The organism is Sphingomonas sp. (genome assembly GCF_050725575.1).
In the GTDB taxonomy this organism is placed as follows: Bacteria; Pseudomonadota; Alphaproteobacteria; order Sphingomonadales; family Sphingomonadaceae; genus Sphingomonas.
In genome coordinates, this window is sequence record NZ_JBOHHW010000014.1 from 80334 (window position 1) to 95073 (window position 14740).

Annotated in this window: 18 protein-coding genes and 1 pseudogene; 11 read left to right on the plus strand and 8 right to left on the minus strand. The window is 64.9% G+C overall.

Annotated elements, in window-relative coordinates:
• Positions 1–30 precede the first annotated feature (30 nt).
• Complete coding sequence (locus tag ACRECS_RS12005) at positions 31–921, minus strand: SDR family oxidoreductase (RefSeq protein ID WP_431583197.1); 891 nt, start codon at positions 919–921, stop codon at positions 31–33.
• A 134-nt stretch (positions 922–1055) separates the two neighbouring features.
• On the opposite strand from ACRECS_RS12005, the gene ACRECS_RS12010 reads away from it, so the two are divergent.
• The gene (locus tag ACRECS_RS12010; RefSeq protein ID WP_431583198.1) at positions 1056–2021 is read left to right on the plus strand and encodes an AraC family transcriptional regulator; all 966 of its coding nucleotides are present in this window, start codon (positions 1056–1058) and stop codon (positions 2019–2021) included.
• Here ACRECS_RS12010 and ACRECS_RS12015 read toward each other — a convergent pair.
• The gene (locus ACRECS_RS12015; protein WP_431583199.1) at positions 2005–2310 is read right to left on the minus strand and encodes a hypothetical protein; all 306 of its coding nucleotides are present in this window, start codon (positions 2308–2310) and stop codon (positions 2005–2007) included. The two genes, ACRECS_RS12010 and ACRECS_RS12015, sit on opposite strands and share 17 nt — an antisense overlap.
• A 145-nt stretch (positions 2311–2455) precedes the next feature.
• On the opposite strand from ACRECS_RS12015, the gene ACRECS_RS12020 reads away from it, so the two are divergent.
• The 5 genes from ACRECS_RS12020 (at position 2456) to ACRECS_RS12040 (ending at position 5622) form a co-directional block, all read left to right on the plus strand.
• Positions 2456–2962 (plus strand): DUF1993 domain-containing protein, encoded by a 507-nt coding sequence (locus tag ACRECS_RS12020; protein WP_431583200.1) that lies wholly within the window; start codon positions 2456–2458, stop codon positions 2960–2962.
• Positions 2963–3008: 46 nt separating this feature from the next.
• Complete coding sequence (locus tag ACRECS_RS12025) at positions 3009–3398, plus strand: hypothetical protein (protein WP_431583201.1); 390 nt, start codon at positions 3009–3011, stop codon at positions 3396–3398.
• Positions 3399–3506: 108 nt separating this feature from the next.
• Positions 3507–3872, plus strand: a complete 366-nt coding sequence (locus tag ACRECS_RS12030) for a YciI family protein (protein WP_431583202.1) — start codon at positions 3507–3509, stop codon at positions 3870–3872.
• Between the two features lie 14 nt (positions 3873–3886).
• Positions 3887–5125 carry an RNA polymerase sigma factor gene (locus ACRECS_RS12035; protein WP_431583203.1) on the plus strand — a complete coding sequence of 413 codons (1239 nt, stop codon included), beginning with the start codon at positions 3887–3889 and terminating at the stop codon, positions 5123–5125.
• Positions 5122–5622 (plus strand): DNA-deoxyinosine glycosylase, encoded by a 501-nt coding sequence (locus tag ACRECS_RS12040; protein ID WP_431583204.1) that lies wholly within the window; start codon positions 5122–5124, stop codon positions 5620–5622. The genes ACRECS_RS12035 and ACRECS_RS12040 overlap by 4 nt, the downstream gene beginning before the upstream one ends.
• A gap of 614 nt (positions 5623–6236) precedes the next feature.
• On the opposite strand, the gene ACRECS_RS12045 is transcribed toward ACRECS_RS12040, so the two are convergent.
• Entirely contained in the window at positions 6237–6638 is a 402-nt protein-coding gene (locus ACRECS_RS12045) for an acyl-CoA thioesterase (RefSeq protein WP_431583205.1), read from the minus strand.
• Positions 6639–6744: 106 nt separating this feature from the next.
• On the opposite strand from ACRECS_RS12045, the gene ACRECS_RS12050 reads away from it, so the two are divergent.
• From ACRECS_RS12050 to aat, 4 genes are all read left to right on the plus strand, one after another.
• On the plus strand, positions 6745–8058 hold the full coding sequence (locus ACRECS_RS12050) for a type VI secretion protein ImpB (RefSeq protein ID WP_431583206.1): 1314 nt from the start codon (positions 6745–6747) through the stop codon (positions 8056–8058).
• 128 nt (positions 8059–8186) lie between these two features.
• Positions 8187–8570 (plus strand): hypothetical protein, encoded by a 384-nt coding sequence (locus ACRECS_RS12055; protein ID WP_431583207.1) that lies wholly within the window; start codon positions 8187–8189, stop codon positions 8568–8570.
• 139 nt (positions 8571–8709) lie between these two features.
• On the plus strand, positions 8710–9423 hold the full coding sequence (locus tag ACRECS_RS12060) for a ParA family protein (RefSeq protein WP_431583208.1): 714 nt from the start codon (positions 8710–8712) through the stop codon (positions 9421–9423).
• Positions 9420–10190: a leucyl/phenylalanyl-tRNA--protein transferase gene (gene aat / locus ACRECS_RS12065; protein WP_431583209.1), complete on the plus strand. Its 771-nt coding sequence runs from the start codon at positions 9420–9422 to the stop codon at positions 10188–10190. The genes ACRECS_RS12060 and aat overlap by 4 nt, the downstream gene beginning before the upstream one ends.
• A 35-nt stretch (positions 10191–10225) precedes the next feature.
• Here the strand turns inward: aat and ACRECS_RS12070 are convergent.
• The 5 genes and pseudogenes from ACRECS_RS12070 to ACRECS_RS12090 all read right to left on the minus strand — a co-directional run.
• Positions 10226–10459: pseudogene (locus ACRECS_RS12070) on the minus strand (DUF2155 domain-containing protein); the annotation flags it as partial.
• Between the two features lie 215 nt (positions 10460–10674).
• A complete protein-coding gene (locus tag ACRECS_RS12075; protein ID WP_431583210.1) occupies positions 10675–11067 on the minus strand; it encodes an NADH:ubiquinone oxidoreductase subunit NDUFA12 in 393 nt (130 codons plus the stop codon).
• A 52-nt stretch (positions 11068–11119) separates the two neighbouring features.
• Positions 11120–11614 carry a DUF192 domain-containing protein gene (locus ACRECS_RS12080; protein ID WP_431583211.1) on the minus strand — a complete coding sequence of 165 codons (495 nt, stop codon included), beginning with the start codon at positions 11612–11614 and terminating at the stop codon, positions 11120–11122.
• Positions 11614–12207: a cold-shock protein gene (locus ACRECS_RS12085; RefSeq protein WP_431583212.1), complete on the minus strand. Its 594-nt coding sequence runs from the start codon at positions 12205–12207 to the stop codon at positions 11614–11616. Before ACRECS_RS12085 ends, ACRECS_RS12080 begins: the two co-directional genes overlap by 1 nt.
• A gap of 69 nt (positions 12208–12276) precedes the next feature.
• The gene (locus tag ACRECS_RS12090) at positions 12277–12843 is read right to left on the minus strand and encodes a regulatory protein RecX (RefSeq protein ID WP_431583213.1); all 567 of its coding nucleotides are present in this window, start codon (positions 12841–12843) and stop codon (positions 12277–12279) included.
• A 110-nt stretch (positions 12844–12953) separates the two neighbouring features.
• Here ACRECS_RS12090 and ACRECS_RS12095 point away from each other — a divergent pair, with 110 nt between their 5' ends.
• The gene (locus tag ACRECS_RS12095) at positions 12954–14732 is read left to right on the plus strand and encodes a fatty acyl-AMP ligase (RefSeq protein WP_431583214.1); all 1779 of its coding nucleotides are present in this window, start codon (positions 12954–12956) and stop codon (positions 14730–14732) included.
• The last annotated feature ends 8 nt before the right edge of the window (positions 14733–14740 follow it).

Sequence of the window (14740 nt, forward strand, 5' to 3'; positions counted from 1 at the left end):
CCGCTCAATCACAATAACCCGCATCGCGAATCAATCACAATAACCCGCATCGCGAATATCGGCGACCAGTCCGGGCCGGGTCGGCGCCCAGCCAAGCAGCGCCCGGGTTGCCGCACTCGACGCGGCCACGTCCATTCCGGCGAACATGGCGAACCAGCCGAAATGCGCCGCTGCCTCTTCAGGCGATCTGGCGACAACCGGCAGCTTCAGGCCGCGGCCGATCGCTTCGGCGATCTCCTTAAACGGCACGCCCTCTTCGGCAACGGCATGATAGCGGCCGGCGGTAGCACCCTGCTCAAGCGCGAGGCGGTAGACGCGAGCCGCATCGAAGCGGTGCACGGCGGGCCAGTGATTCAGCCCGTCGCCGATATAGGCGGCCGCGCCCTGCTCGCGTGCGATGTTGACCAGCGTCGGGACAAAGCCATGATCGCCGTCGCCATGGACCGACGGCGGAAGCCGCACCACCGACACGCGGACACCGCGTGCCGCGAGTTCAGCAGCCGCCGTTTCCGACGCGCGGGGATAGGTGGCGGAGACTGGCGGCGCCGCATCCTCTTCAGTGGCAAGCCGGCCCGGCGCGATATGCGCGAACCCGCTGGTGACAAGCAGGGGACGATCGGATCCTTCCAGCGCCGCGCCAAGCGTCTCGATCGCGCGCCGGTCGGCAGCGGAATTCTCCGCGAATTTCGAAAAGTCGTGGTTGAAGGCGGTATGGATCACGCCGTCCGCCGCAGCCGCACCGCTGCGTAGGGCATCGAGATCGTCAAGCGCCCCGCGCTGGACCCGAGCGCCGGCCGCGACCAGCGCGGCGGCCCCTGCATCGCTGCGGGCCAGGCCGGTGACCTCATGGCCCGCCTCGATCAATTCCTGAACCACGGCGGAGCCGACCCATCCGGTCGCGCCGGTGACGAAAACACGCATCTGATTTTTCCTTCGCTGTTTGGCGATCGGACCCTGTCTCCAGCGGTCCGGATCGATCAGGCAGATAGGAACTAGGCTGAGTACGATCTATGCGATAACGTTCGCATTATCTTTGCAATCGTTCAGGACGATCGATGGACCCGCTTTCCGACATCTTGTCGCTGCTCAAACCGCGCAGCTATGGCTGTGGCGGCTTCGACATGGGCGACGTCGCCATCCACTTCCCCCGGCATGAGGGCATCAAATGCTACGCCGTCATCTCCGGCCAGGCCTGGCTCCTGATGGATGGCGTGCCGGACCCGGTGCACCTGAAAACCGGTGACTGTTTCGTATTGCCGCGTGGACTCCCTTTCTGCCTGACCAGTGACCCGGCGCTGCCCCCGGTCGATTATCGCACCGCCATCGCCAACCGCCCGGCCGGCACGGTGGCGTCGATCAATGGCGGCGGGAAATGCCTGATTGTCGGCGGGCATTTCGCGCTTGATGGCCGGCATGCCGGCATCTTGCTCGGCGTCCTCTCTCCCATAGTTCATCTTGGCGTTGAATCGGACAAGGCGACTTTGCGCTGGTCGCTCGACCGGATGATGCAGGAATTGCGCGAGCCGCAGCCCGGTGGGCTGCTGGTGATCGAACATCTCGCGCAGATGGTGCTGGTCCAGGCGCTGCGGCTGCACATGGCGGCCGGCCAGGCCGGCAATGTCGGGTGGCTCTTTGCCCTGGCGGACAAGCAGATCGGCCCGACGATCGGCGCCATGCATGCCGACCCCGCGCTGCGCTGGACATTGCAGTCGCTGGCGGAGCGTGCGGCGATGTCACGCACCAGTTTCGCGCTCAGGTTCAAAGCGACAGTCGGCATGCCGCCGATGGAATATCTCACCCGCTGGCGCATGATGGTCGCCAGCGACCGGCTGGCGAATTCCCGCGATCCCATTTCCGCCATCGCCCGGTCGCTCGGCTATGAGTCCGAAAGCGCGTTCAGCACAGCGTTCAAACGAGTCATGGACTGCTCGCCGCGACAATATGGCCGTGGCCAGACGGTGCCGGCATTCACCCCCGTACAGCGCGAGACGGCGCGCGCGCCTGCTATGGCTTCTGGCTAGGAATCTCGATCATCGTCCATTGCGGATGGCCGTCAGGCGTCAGCACGATATCGGGCTGCATGACCGGATCGTCGCCGGTCTCGACCCAGCCGGCGCCAAGGCAATGGCCGCAGCTTGCCCGCTTGCAGCGGAAGCTGACCAGATCGATCTCAATATTCCATTGCCCATGCCCCTTGCACACCGGGCAGCGCGCATCGAGCGCGCCATTGCGTGGCTGAAGCGGCACGATATCAAAGGCATGCGGACTATCCGGACCCGCACAAAGAATGACATCACTGGGATGAGGCATGACGATACTCTTCTGGAATGCCGTGTAACGTGCCGGACTGATTTAGGGTCCAGACCCTAGGGTGCTCGGACCATCCCGGCCAGTATGCGCAGCATTGGTTGTAAATCCCATCGACGCCGCCCCGGCGCGGTCGTAAACCCCCGCCATGACCACATCGCTCTACGATCTCACCGTGCCCGTTTTCGATCGCGCACTGAAGTCCCTGGCCGGCGTCCTGACCAAGGGTGAAGCGTTCGCCACCGAAAAGGGCATCGACCCGGCGGTGCTGCTCACGGCCCGGCTTGCCCCCGACATGGCGCCGCTCACGGCACAGGTTCAGCGCGTCACGGATTCGGTGAAGGGCGTGCTGACCCGTGTCGGCGGGATCGAGAATGTCGTGTTCGAGGATAACGAAACCAGCTTCACCGAACTCCAGGCGCGTATCGCCCGGGCTCGCGCGCTGCTCGCCGACACGCCGCGCGAGGCGCTCGACGGCAAGGAGACGGCCGAGGTCATTTTCTCGACCCCGAACCGCACGCTCACTTTTACCGGGCAAAGCTATGTGCTGAGCTTCGCGCTGCCCAACATCTATTTCCACGTCACCACCGCCTATGCGATCCTGCGCCACAATGGCGTCCAGATCGGCAAGCTCGATTATCTCGGCGCCGCTTGATCGTTCGCGGCATCGCCCCGACTCCGCCCGCTATGCTGGCGCCGGAATGACCTTCATGCGACTTCGCGTCGGGCGGGTGTTCGCTGTTTTCGCAGCGCTCACCTTACTTACCGGCTGTGCGATCCCGTCGATCCCGACATTCAGTCAGTCGAGATTGAAGGCGATCAAAGCCGAATCCCAACTCCTGATGGCCACTCATCCGATTGAGCCGTCGAAGGGCTGGGCAGACATACCCAAAAACCAGTGGCCGCCTGTTATCGCCAGCCTTCAGCCGTTTGACGTGACCGTCTACAAATGGGGGGTCAATATCGGGATAAAGCCATATTTTGACGGTGGCTGGGGGTATCACATCGGTCGAAGCAAGCAGGAGCTGCCCATGCCCCCCGGCTGTTATTGGGAGCTGAGCCTAGGCGTCTTCTGGCATGGCCCCTGCTGACTAAAGCATCGCTTTTTGGGCAAAGCGAAAATAATGCGGAAGGCATGTCGAATTCGGGTGAAGCCGAGCGACAAGGGGCACTGACAACAGCAATGAAGGAGCCCGATCATGCGCTATGCCTGCCTCATCTATTATCACCCCAAGACACTGTTCGGCGGCTCGGACGAAGCCAACCAGGCGCTGTCCGAATGCCAGCATCATGACGAGGTGCTGCGCGACAGCGGGCATTTCGTCACTGCAGAAGCGCTGGTCTTCCCCGAAGAAGCGATCACCGTCAGGGTTCGTGACGGCAAGGTCTCGACGACAGACGGCCCGTTCATGGAAACCAAGGAAGTGCTTGGCGGCATCGTCGTGATCGACGCGGCCGACATGAACGAAGCGGTACGCGTCGCCAGCGGCCATCCGTTGGCCCGGATCGGATCGGTCGAGGTCCGGCCAGTGGTCGATTTCAGCCAGCCCCGGCCGGAACTCTGAGTCCGGCCCATACAATGACGATCGACGCACGCGCCGCGGTCGAGGCGGCCTATCGCACTGAAAAGCGGCGCGTGCTCGCGACCCTGATCCGCCTGCTCGGCGGGTTCGAGGCGGCGGAGGAAGCGCTTCACGACGCCTTCACCGCGGCGTCGGACCGCTGGCCGCGCGAGGGCGTGCCGGCCAATCCCTATGCCTGGCTGGTGTCGGCCGGGCGCTTCAAGACGATCGATCGCTGGCGCCGCCAGGCGCGGCTGGCCGGTGCGCTGCCCGATCTTGCCCTCATCACCGACCCGCTGGTCGATCCGGTCGTGCCGGAGAGCGTGCAGGACGACGAATTGCGGCTGATCTTGATTTGCTGCCATCCCGCCCTTGCGCCCGATGCGCGCATCGCGCTCACCCTGCGCGAGGTCGGCGGGCTGACCACTGAGGAGATCGCCCGCGCCTATCTCTCGCCGACCCCGACCATTGCGCAGCGCATCGTCCGCGCCAAGGCGAAGATCCGCGATGAGGCGATCCCCTATGAAGTCCCGCCACCGGCCGAGTTTCCCGCCCGGCTCGATAGCGTGTTGCGCGCGATCTATCTGATCTTCAACGAAGGCTATGCCGCGACCAGCGGCCCGAGCCTGACCCGGACCGATCTCAGCACCGAAGCGATCCGGCTCGGCCGGCTGGTGGTCGAGTTGCTCGAGGACAGCGAAGCGACAGGCTTGCTGGCCCTGATGCTGTTGCATGAGGCGCGGCGCACCACGCGCGTCGATGCCGCCGGCGATCTCGTCCTGCTCGAGCATCAGGACCGGGCGCAATGGGATCACGCGCGCATCGCCGAAGCCACCGCACTGATCGATCGCGCCATGGCCGCGCGGCGCATCGGCCCCTATCTCCTCCAGGCGGCAATCGCGGCGCTGCATGCCTATGCGCCGGACAGTGCAGCGACCGACTGGCCGCAGATCGCCGCGCTCTACGCCACGCTGCTGCGCATCGATCCCTCGCCGGTCGTGGCGCTCAACCATGCGGTCGCGCTCGGCATGCGCGACGGACCAGAGGCGGGGCTCACCGCAATCGATACCGTGCTCGGCCAGGGCAATCTCGGCCGCTATCACCTCGCCCATGCCGCGAAGGCTGACATGCTGCGCCGGCTCGATCGCGGAGAGGCTGCGCGTGCGTCCTATCAGACCGCCCTCGAACTGACCCAGCAACCGGCGGAGCGCCGGTTCCTCCTCTCGCGCCTCGCCCAACTGGCAGCGGCCCGATGACCATCAAGCGCAGCTTCCCGCCCGTCACCGATGCCCGGACCCGGCTGCTGATCCTCGGCAGCCTGCCCGGCGACCGCTCGCTCGCCGAGGCGCGCTATTATGCGCATCCGCAGAACCAGTTCTGGCCGCTGATCTCGGCGGTGATCGGTGCCGACCTGACCCGGCTCGACTATGACCAGCGCCTCGCTGCGCTGCGCGATACCCGGGTCGGCCTGTGGGATGTCGTCGCCAGCGCGCGGCGCAATGGCAGCATGGATGCGGCGATCATCGATCCCATCGCCAATGATCTCGCCGCACTGGTCCGCACCCTGCCCGATCTCCGCGCGATCGGCTTCAATGGCGCCACCGCCCATCGCCACGGGTTGAAGCAACTCGGCGCGCTGGCAGCGGACATCGCACTGGTCGCACTGCCCTCAAGCAGCGCGCTGCACACGATCGGCCTGGCCGCCAAACTGCCGGCCTGGACGGCGTTGCGCGAGTATCTGCGCCAGGGCTGACGCCTGCGCCTATGTTGGCGGCGCTGTGGCCATCCCCTGTTCAACATCAAGAAAGAGCGTGCCGGCATCGGCCCGGCAAGGAGGAGATGCCAGATCCTTTGTGATGGTTGAATCGCCATCGGTGACCGGGCCGCGGGGCAGGACCGGGACTGGCGGCGGGAGATATGGGACACCGGTGGTTGCATATCTCGGGCGGTCGTCGCGGTGAGATATGGGACACCGGTCATCGCATATCTCGGACGGCGGCCGTGGCGAGATATGGGACACCGGTCATCGCATATCTCGGGCGGCCGCCGTGGCGAGATATGGGACACTGGTCATCGTATATCTCGAGCGGCGGCCATGGCGAGATATGGGACACTGGTCATCGCATAACTCAGGCCGCCGCCGTGGCGAGAGGGTTGAGATATAGGACACCGGAATGTCCCATATCTCCCTTCCCGCCATCTCAATGGCACGTGATATAATATAATTATATCAGATAGTTAACTAGAATTTCCCTGGATAGACGTCTTAGTCATCTCCGCGAAGTCGGGATGACCAAGGAAGTTCAATCACGCTGAAGTTTGTCGCTCGGGGATATCGCGCGCAACGCCAACCCGGCGTCCCGGCATTCAATCCTTATGGAAGAACAGCTCGGAAATGCTTTCCGCGATCCGGGCCGGACGCAGCGTCTTGGCGTCGAGGCAGCACCAGCTCGACTGAACTTCAGCGAGCACTTCCTCGCCGCGCTTGATGATCGTCTGGTAGAAGGCCCGCGCGCCCTGCACCTTTTCGAGCAGGACGGTGGCGATCACCTCATCATTGAGGAAGGTCGGCCTGCGGTAGGTAATCTCGTGCTTCAGCGCGACCCACAGATGCGCCGTCACCGCCTCGGCCGGCGCGAAGCGCTGCCAGTGATTGACCACCGCGTCCTGCACCCATTTCAGGTAGGACGCGTTGTTCACATGTCCCATAAAGTCGATATCCGCCGGATCGATGCCGACGCTGTACTGATGGGGGATCGCGGTGCTCACCGACCCTATATAGGGACGAAAGCGTATCAACGCGATTAATATCGCGGCACGCCGCGTAAATTATCCGACGTTACGGCATTCTGTCCTATATCCGGATGTTCTGCTATTGTTCCGAGTCGTGCCCACCGACTCGCTCATTTTGCCCCCGCGGCCGCTGCGCTGGCTGTTCCTCGACCTGAACAGCTATTTCGCCAGCGTCGAACAGCAATTGAACCCGGCGCTGCGCGGCAAGCCGATCCTGGTCGCGCCGGTCGACAGCGATACGACCGTGGCGATCGCCGCGAGCGTCGAGGCGAAACGCTATGGCATCAAGACCGGCACCCCCGTCTGGGAGGCGAAGCGGCTGTGCCGCGACCTGATCGTCACGCCGGCGCGGCACGAGAAATATGTCGAATATCACGACGCGATCGTCGCCGAGATATGGAAGCATATCCCGGTCACCAAAGTCTGCTCGATCGACGAGGTCGCGTGCCGGTTGCTCGACAATGAGAATGGCCGCGACGCCGCGATCGCCCTCGCCCACCGCATCAAGGCCGGGATCCGCGCCAATATCGGCGAGTGCATGACCAGCTCTGTGGGCATCGCGCCCAACCGCCTGCTCGCCAAGCTCGCCTCCGACATGCAGAAACCCGACGGGCTGGTCATCCTCGATGCCGAGACCCTGCCCGAGCGGCTCTATGATCTCGCCCTGCGCGACATTGCCGGGATCGGCGCGAAGATGGAGCGGCGGCTGGCGCAGGACGGCATCAATGATATCCGCCAGCTGTGCGAACGCCGGCCACGCGATGCCGGCACGGCATGGGGCGGCACTAATGGCGACCGGCTGTGGTATCTGCTTCACGGCGTCGACCTGCCCGAAAAAGCAACGCAGAGCCGCTCGATCGGCCACAGCCATGTCCTGTCGCCCGGCAAGCGCGGCGTCGAAGCGGTTCGGCTCACCGCGCGCCGCCTCGCGCTCAAGGCAACGAGCCGGTTGCGCCGCAAATGTTATCGCAGCCGGCTGCTTGTCCTCCATGCCCGCTTCGAGGACGACAAATCGACCTGGCGCGCCAGCCGCAAGCTTTCCTCGACCCAGGACAGCTTCGCCGTGCTCGCCGCGCTCGAGACCTTGTTCCCGCAACTCTATGCGGCGGGGAAGGTCCGGCCGGGCGATTTCCAGATCCGCATGATCGGCGTGACGCTCGCGGAGATCGAGCCGGTGACCGGCGAACAGGCCTCCTTGTTCGGCCTGCTCGACCCCGACGATCCGCTCGCGCGCGAGACTCGGACGCTCTCGCTGAGCCGTGCGATGGACCGCATCAATGAGAAGTTCGGCCGCAACGCGGTCAGCCTCGGTCCGCAATCAGGCGGGCGGATCGATCGTGTCGGCACCAAGATCGCTTTTGGACGCATCCCCGATCTTGACGAATTTCATGAATGAATCCGGGTTAAATGTCTGTTTGTTAAGCGTATATAAATGACGCTTTTATTGCAGCGCAAAGGGCTCGTTTCGGCCTGAAAACTGGGGTCTTGACGAATTCTTTCGCGTGCGCGAAGCGTCGGCCCGACATGATGAACCGCACCCTCCCGCTCGTTGCCGTCGCGCTGCTCGCGCTGTCGGCCTGTAACAACAACAAGTCGCCTGAAGTGCTGACCAGCGTCGCACCCGATCCCCAGGCCGAGGCGATCGCCAACCGCGCGCCCGTCGAACTGCCGCCGGCGATGAAGGCGGAAGTCACATTCCGCTGCAAGGACAACAGCCTGGTCTATGTGACCTTCTTCCAGGGCGACAAGCAGGCACAGCTGAAGACCGACAAGACCGGTCCCACGACCGTGCTCAAGGCCGACGAAGCCGGCAAGCCGCTGATCGCCGAGGGTTACTCGCTGACCGGCACCCCGAAGAACATCACGCTGACCCAGCCGAAAAAGGGCTCGCTCACCTGCAAGGCCTGATCGCCCCAATTTTTCACTGAAAAACAAGCGGCCGGTGGAGCGATCCACCGGCCCTTTTTATGCCGGCGTGCCCCGGCTCCGCTTGCGTCACTTCCCGCGCTGCGGCACGATGCACTGCACAACAAGCCGGAGAACGCGCATGGCGACAATCGCGATCTACAGCCTGAAGGGTGGCGTCGGAAAAACCACGCTGGCGGTCAATCTTGCATGGTGTGCCGCAAGCCTGTCCGCGCGCCGCACCTTGCTGTGGGATCTCGATCCACAGGCCGCGAGCAGTTTCCTGCTGTCCGACAAATCGCCGAAAAAGCCGGCCCAGGATGTCTTTTCCAAGGATGTCGAGCCCGACAAACTGATCCACAAGACCGGGATCGAGCGGCTCGACCTGATCGCCGCCGACGCGTCGCTGCGCGGCCTGGACCTGTTGTTCCACGAACTCGACAAGAAGAAGCGGCTGCAGAAACTGCTGACCGGCCTGCGCAAATCCTATGACCGCATCCTGCTCGACTGCCCGCCCGGCCTGACCGAGACCAGCGACCAGGTGATGCGTGCCGCCGACCTGATCGTGGTGCCGGTCATTCCCTCCCCGCTGTCCGAGCGCGCCTATGCCGAAGTGGTCAAGCACCTTGGCGGGAAGTCCGAAGTCCTGCCGGTGCATTCGATGGTCGATCGCCGCCGCAAGCTCCATGCCGAGGCGCTGGCGCGCCATCCCGACTGGCCGGTCGTGCCGATGGCCAGCGTGGTGGAATCGATGGCGGTGCGCCGTGCCCCGGTCGGCAGCTTCGCCGGCCGATCCGCCGGCGGCCAAGCCTTTGCCCAGCTGTGGCAGGCGGTCGAACGGCGGCTGGTCAAGTGACCGGCACGCCGCCTGACGCGGCGTTCGATGTCGTGCCGCTCGACCCCAATCTGGTGCTTGGCGCCTATGCGGTCGGCGTCTTTCCGATGGCCGATGCGCGTGACGCCGACAGCGTCTATTGGGTCGAGCCGAAGGAGCGCGCGATCCTGCCGCTTGACGATTTCCATCTCTCGCATTCGCTGAAGAAGACGCTGGTCGCCGATCGTTACCGCGTCACCGCCGACACCGCCTTTGCCCGGATCATCGCGCTGTGCGCCGAATCCGCGCAGGACCGTCCCGATACCTGGATCAATACCCAGATCGAGCAGGTCTTCCTCAAGCTTCACGCCATGGGGTTCGCCCATTCGATAGAAGTGTGGGACCAGGACGAACTGGTCGGCGGCCTCTACGGCCTCGCGCTGGGCAAGGCGTTCTTCGGCGAGAGCATGGTCAGCCGCGCGCGCGACGCGTCGAAGGTCGCGATCGCCTGGCTGGTCGCGCGGCTGCGCGTCGGTGGCTTCACGCTGCTCGACTGCCAGTTCATGACCGATCACCTCGCCTCGCTCGGCGCGGTGGAGATCAGCCGCGCCGATTATGTCGGGTTGCTGACCGGCGCGATCGAAGGCGTGGTCGGGGTCGGCGAAGGCTCGGTCGCGGCCGGCGCATCCGGCGACTTCTTCTCGCTCGACCGGGGTGCCGCGCCCTTGTCGTCATCGGCGCCGGCCGCGACCGAGCCGGGGCCGCCTTCGGGGAAGGTCATCGCGCAGCTCTTGACCCACACATCATAGATCGGGTGCAGCACGACATTGAGCTGCGGCCGTTCCTTGTACAGCCAGCCCGAAAAGACCCGCTGCCAGCTCTTGTTGGGCTGCTCGATATCGACCTGCACGAACGCGCCGGTATAGGGCTGCTGCTCCCAGGGCGCAGTGCGTTCGCACGCGCGCAGGCGAATCACCACGCCGCCGACCCGAGTCGCCTGGCCCGGCTTCAGCGTCACGTCGCGCGCCACGCCATTGCGTTTGTTGAGCAGCCCGAGCACCGCGACGCGTTGCGCCATCGGCGTGGCGCCGAAATTGGGATCGACGCCGGACGAGACATCGATCGTCGTCACGTCGGTCGAGGGTATCTCTTCATCGAGCGCGGTACGCGGCGGCGCGATGCGCCCTTCGGGTGCCGCCGTGGTGGGACGATTCTGCCACCAGCCATAGCCGAACCAGCCGCCAACCCCCAGGACAAGGGCAAGCCCAGCCCCGAACAGCCAGCGGCGATCGATCACGCTTCAGGCGTCCAGGCTTCGTAATCGCCCGTCGCAGCAGCGCGGCGTCCGCCCTTTTCAAGCGCGCCGGGCGGGCGATAGGCCAGATTGGTCCCGGTCAGGTTCGGCAGCGCCGGCTTTTCCCACACGCGCGGCGCGGGCAATGAGCGATCGGGCAAATCGTCAACCTGATGATGCAGCCAGCTGAACCATTCGGGCGCGACGCGACTCGAATCATTGGCGCCGGCATAGATCACCCAGCGGCGCGGATTGCCGTTGGTGTCCTTGCCGCCTTCATAATAGACATTGCCCAGCGCGTCGTCTCCGACGCGGGTCTTGCCGCGCAGGCCGATCATGGTGCCCCAGCTGGCGCCGTTCCACCAGGTGAATGGATTGAGATTAATGCCCATGATCCGCGCTTAGCCGTCCAGCGGGCTGCCATCAACCGCGATCAGCCGACCTTTATTTCTTCCCGGTCCAGCTGACGGCGTCGCCTTCGACAATGCCGAGCTCCAGCGCGCGGCCGCCATTGATCTCCAGCACCGCCCCCACCGGCTCCCCCGACGGGACGGGCGCCTCCGAAAAGGGCACGGTATTTTCGGCGATATGCGCGATCGTCCCGTCGGCACGAATGAAGATGATGTCGAGCGGGCTCGGCGTGTTCTTCATCCAGAAGCTCGCTTCGCGCGGCGCGCCGCCATTGGGCGGATAGGGCGCGAACAGCATGCCGCCATCCTTGGGAATGCCGGTGCGGTACATCAGGCCCTTTTGCTGCTCCGCCTCGGTATCGGCGAGATCGACCTTGAAGACATGCGCGCCATTGCCGCTCTTGATCGTGACGACCGTCGCGGCCGCCGTCTCGCCGGAGGTCGATACCGCGTCGCCGCGCGTGCAGCCGCCGGCCAGCAGGACCGCGCCGAGCGCGACGGCCGCCATCCAGGATCGGACGATGGACATCAGCTTGCCTCTTCGACTGCCACCGCCAAAGGACCCTTGCGCCCTTCCACGATCCGGGCGCGCAACGGTTGATCGGGCTCAACCTCAATCAGGCCGGCACGGCGCAATGTTTCCATATGCACGAATATATCCGCCGAATCGGTCCCACGCACGAGAAAACCGTACCCCTTCAACCGGTTGAACCATTTGACCGTCACTGCCTCGAACGGCCCGGCGGAGTCGAGCAAGGCGGCCGGATCGACCCGCTCGCCCGCGGTGCGGGTGCGCGGCAGCGGCTCGACGGCATGAGTCAGGTCGATCGTGACGATCTCGGTCGCCTGCAGGCCGCGATCGCGCTGCACCGCATAGCATTCGATCCGCGCCCCTTCGGGCAGGCTGCGCCGGCCATGCGATTGCAGCACCGAGAAATGGATCAGGATGTCGCCGACCGACGGATCGTCGCCGACCACGAAACCAAAACCACGCGTCACGTCGAACCATTTCAACGTGCCGGCATGCAACGTCCCGTCGGACGCAGACTCGTCCCCTGCATCATCCAACGACGATATTCCCCCAAGCCGGTCCCATTCCACCGGCTGCGCTTCGATACGCATACGTAACTTCCCCCGCGAAACCGCCATAGCACGATCGTGGCGGCGGGAAAAAGCCCAAGCTTAACCCTATTACGGCCAGTCTCGGGACAATGTGTCGATATCCTCGCCCGGCGCCATGGTGGCAATCCGCCGTGACAGGGCGAAGTCATGTCCGCCGCGGATCATTGCCGCGATGTGCTTTTCACGCAACGGGCGATCCGCCTCTTCGGCGGCAAAGGGCCCAATGCGCTTCTTGCGCGCGAAAGTCAGCGCCGCGTCCAGCGCGCGTGCCTCGATCGCCGGCGCAAGCGCCTCGGCGTCCTCCGCGTCGATCCCGGCCTGGCGGAATGCGCCGGTAACGCGGCGCTTGCCCAGGCCGCGCCGGGCCATGGCGGAGGCACGCGCCTCGCCGAATGCGCGGTCGTCGATATAGCCCAAAGCGGCCATGCGCTCGGCAATCGCAACCGGATCGGCGCCATTGCCTTCCCACCCGCGCGTGCGGATTTTGCGCGTCAGATAGTCGGCAAGCCGCGCCCGGGTGGTCGAGAAACGCTCGACATAGCGCAGTGCAAGCCGCTCCAGCGCGCCCGTATCGAGCGGCGGCGCGACGCGGCGTTCGCGGTTCTGACGCTCTCGGGAAGGGCGATCTGTCGACATGCGCCATCATTGTGCCACAGTCGGACCCGATTTTGAACGCCAGCGCGGGGCAGAGGTGAACGCTTCTACAAGAGCGGCACATCAAGCGCCGCCACTAGGGCGCGAAATAGATGACGACCGATACACTGTCTCAGGATGGGCGACTGGCCGAGCGTAACGCTGCGCCGGCCCTCACCGCCACGCCGACCGACGATGGCCTGCCGCGGCGCTTTGCCGATTTCGAAACGCTGGGCGCGGCGCTCGATTATGCCGCGAGCGGATCGCGCGGGCTCAATTTCCACGATGCGCGCGGCACATTGTCGCGCCCCTATCCGTTCAGCGAGATGCGCGACGACGCGCTCGCCATGGCGCGCCGCCTGATCGCCGCCGGCGTCATGCCGGCGGATCGTATCGCGCTGGTCGCCGAAACGGGCCCGGAATTCGCCGCCATCTTCTTCGGCGTCATCTATGCCGGCGGCTGGCCGGTGCCGCTGCCGCTGCCGACGTCGTTCGGCGGCCGCGATTCCTATATCGAGCAGCTCCGTGTCCAGCTCTCGAGCTGCGACCCGACGATGCTGATCTATCCGCCCGAGCTCGCCCAGATGGCCGGCGAAGCCGCGAAGATCGCCGGGGTCGAGGGCATCGACTGGTCGGAATTCGAACAGCGCGAAGCGCCCGAGGCGACTCTGCCCCAGGCGCGCGGCAGCGACGTCGCCTATCTGCAATATTCCAGCGGCTCGACCCGCTTCCCGCATGGTGTCGCGATCACGCATCATGCACTGCTTAACAATCTCGCTGCGCACAGCCATGGCATGAACATCACCGACAGCGACCGCTGCGTCTCCTGGCTGCCCTGGTATCATGACATGGGCCTGGTCGGCTGCTTCCTGTCGGTGGTCGCCAACCAGGTCTCGACCGACTATCTGAAGACCGAGGATTTCGCGCGCCGTCCGCTCGCCTGGCTCGATCTGATCAGCCGCAACAAGGGCACCACCCTCTCCTATTCGCCCACCTTCGGCTACGACATCTGCTCACGCCGCATGTCGAGCCAGACCAAGGCAAGCGAGCGGTTCGACCTGTCGCGCTGGCGTGTCGCCGGCAACGGCGCCGACATGATCCGCCCCGACGTGATGCAGGCATTCGTCGATGCCTTTGCCGATGCCGGGTTCAAGGCAACCGCTTTCCTGCCCAGCTACGGCCTGGCCGAGGCGACGCTTGCGGTCACCATCATGCCGCCGGGCGAGGGCATCCGCGTCGAGCTGGTCGAGGAAACCCAATTGTCGGGCGTCCCGCACGGCCAGGATCGGCCGCAGCGGTTCCGCGCGATCGTCAATTGCGGCAAGCCGGTACGCGACATGAAGGTCGAGATCCGCGAGGAAGACGGCACGCCGCTCCCCGAGCGTGCGATCGGCAAGGTCTGGTGCTCGGGTCCGTCGCTGATGGTCGGCTATTTCCGCGACGAGGAATCGACCGAGGCGTGCATGGCCGATGGCTGGCTCGACACCGGCGACATGGGTTATATCTCGGACGGCTATATCTATATCGTCGGCCGCGCCAAGGACATGATCATCGTCAATGGCCGCAATCATTGGCCACAGGACATCGAATGGGCGGTCGAGCAGCTCCCCGGCTTCAAGGCCGGCGATATCGCCGCCTTCGCCATCACCACCCCGGGCGGTGAGGAAACCCCCGCCGTCCTCGTCCAGTGCCGCAGTTCCGACGATGCCGAGCGTGTCCGGTTGCGCGAAGAGATTCGCGAGCGAGTCCGCTCGGTCACCGGCATGAACTGCGTGATCGAACTGATCCCGCCGCGCACTTTGCCGCGGACCAGCTCGGGCAAGCTGAGTCGGGCGAAAGCGCGCAACCTCTATCTCAATGGCGACATCAAGCCGTACGACCTGGCGGCATAAGCTCCCTC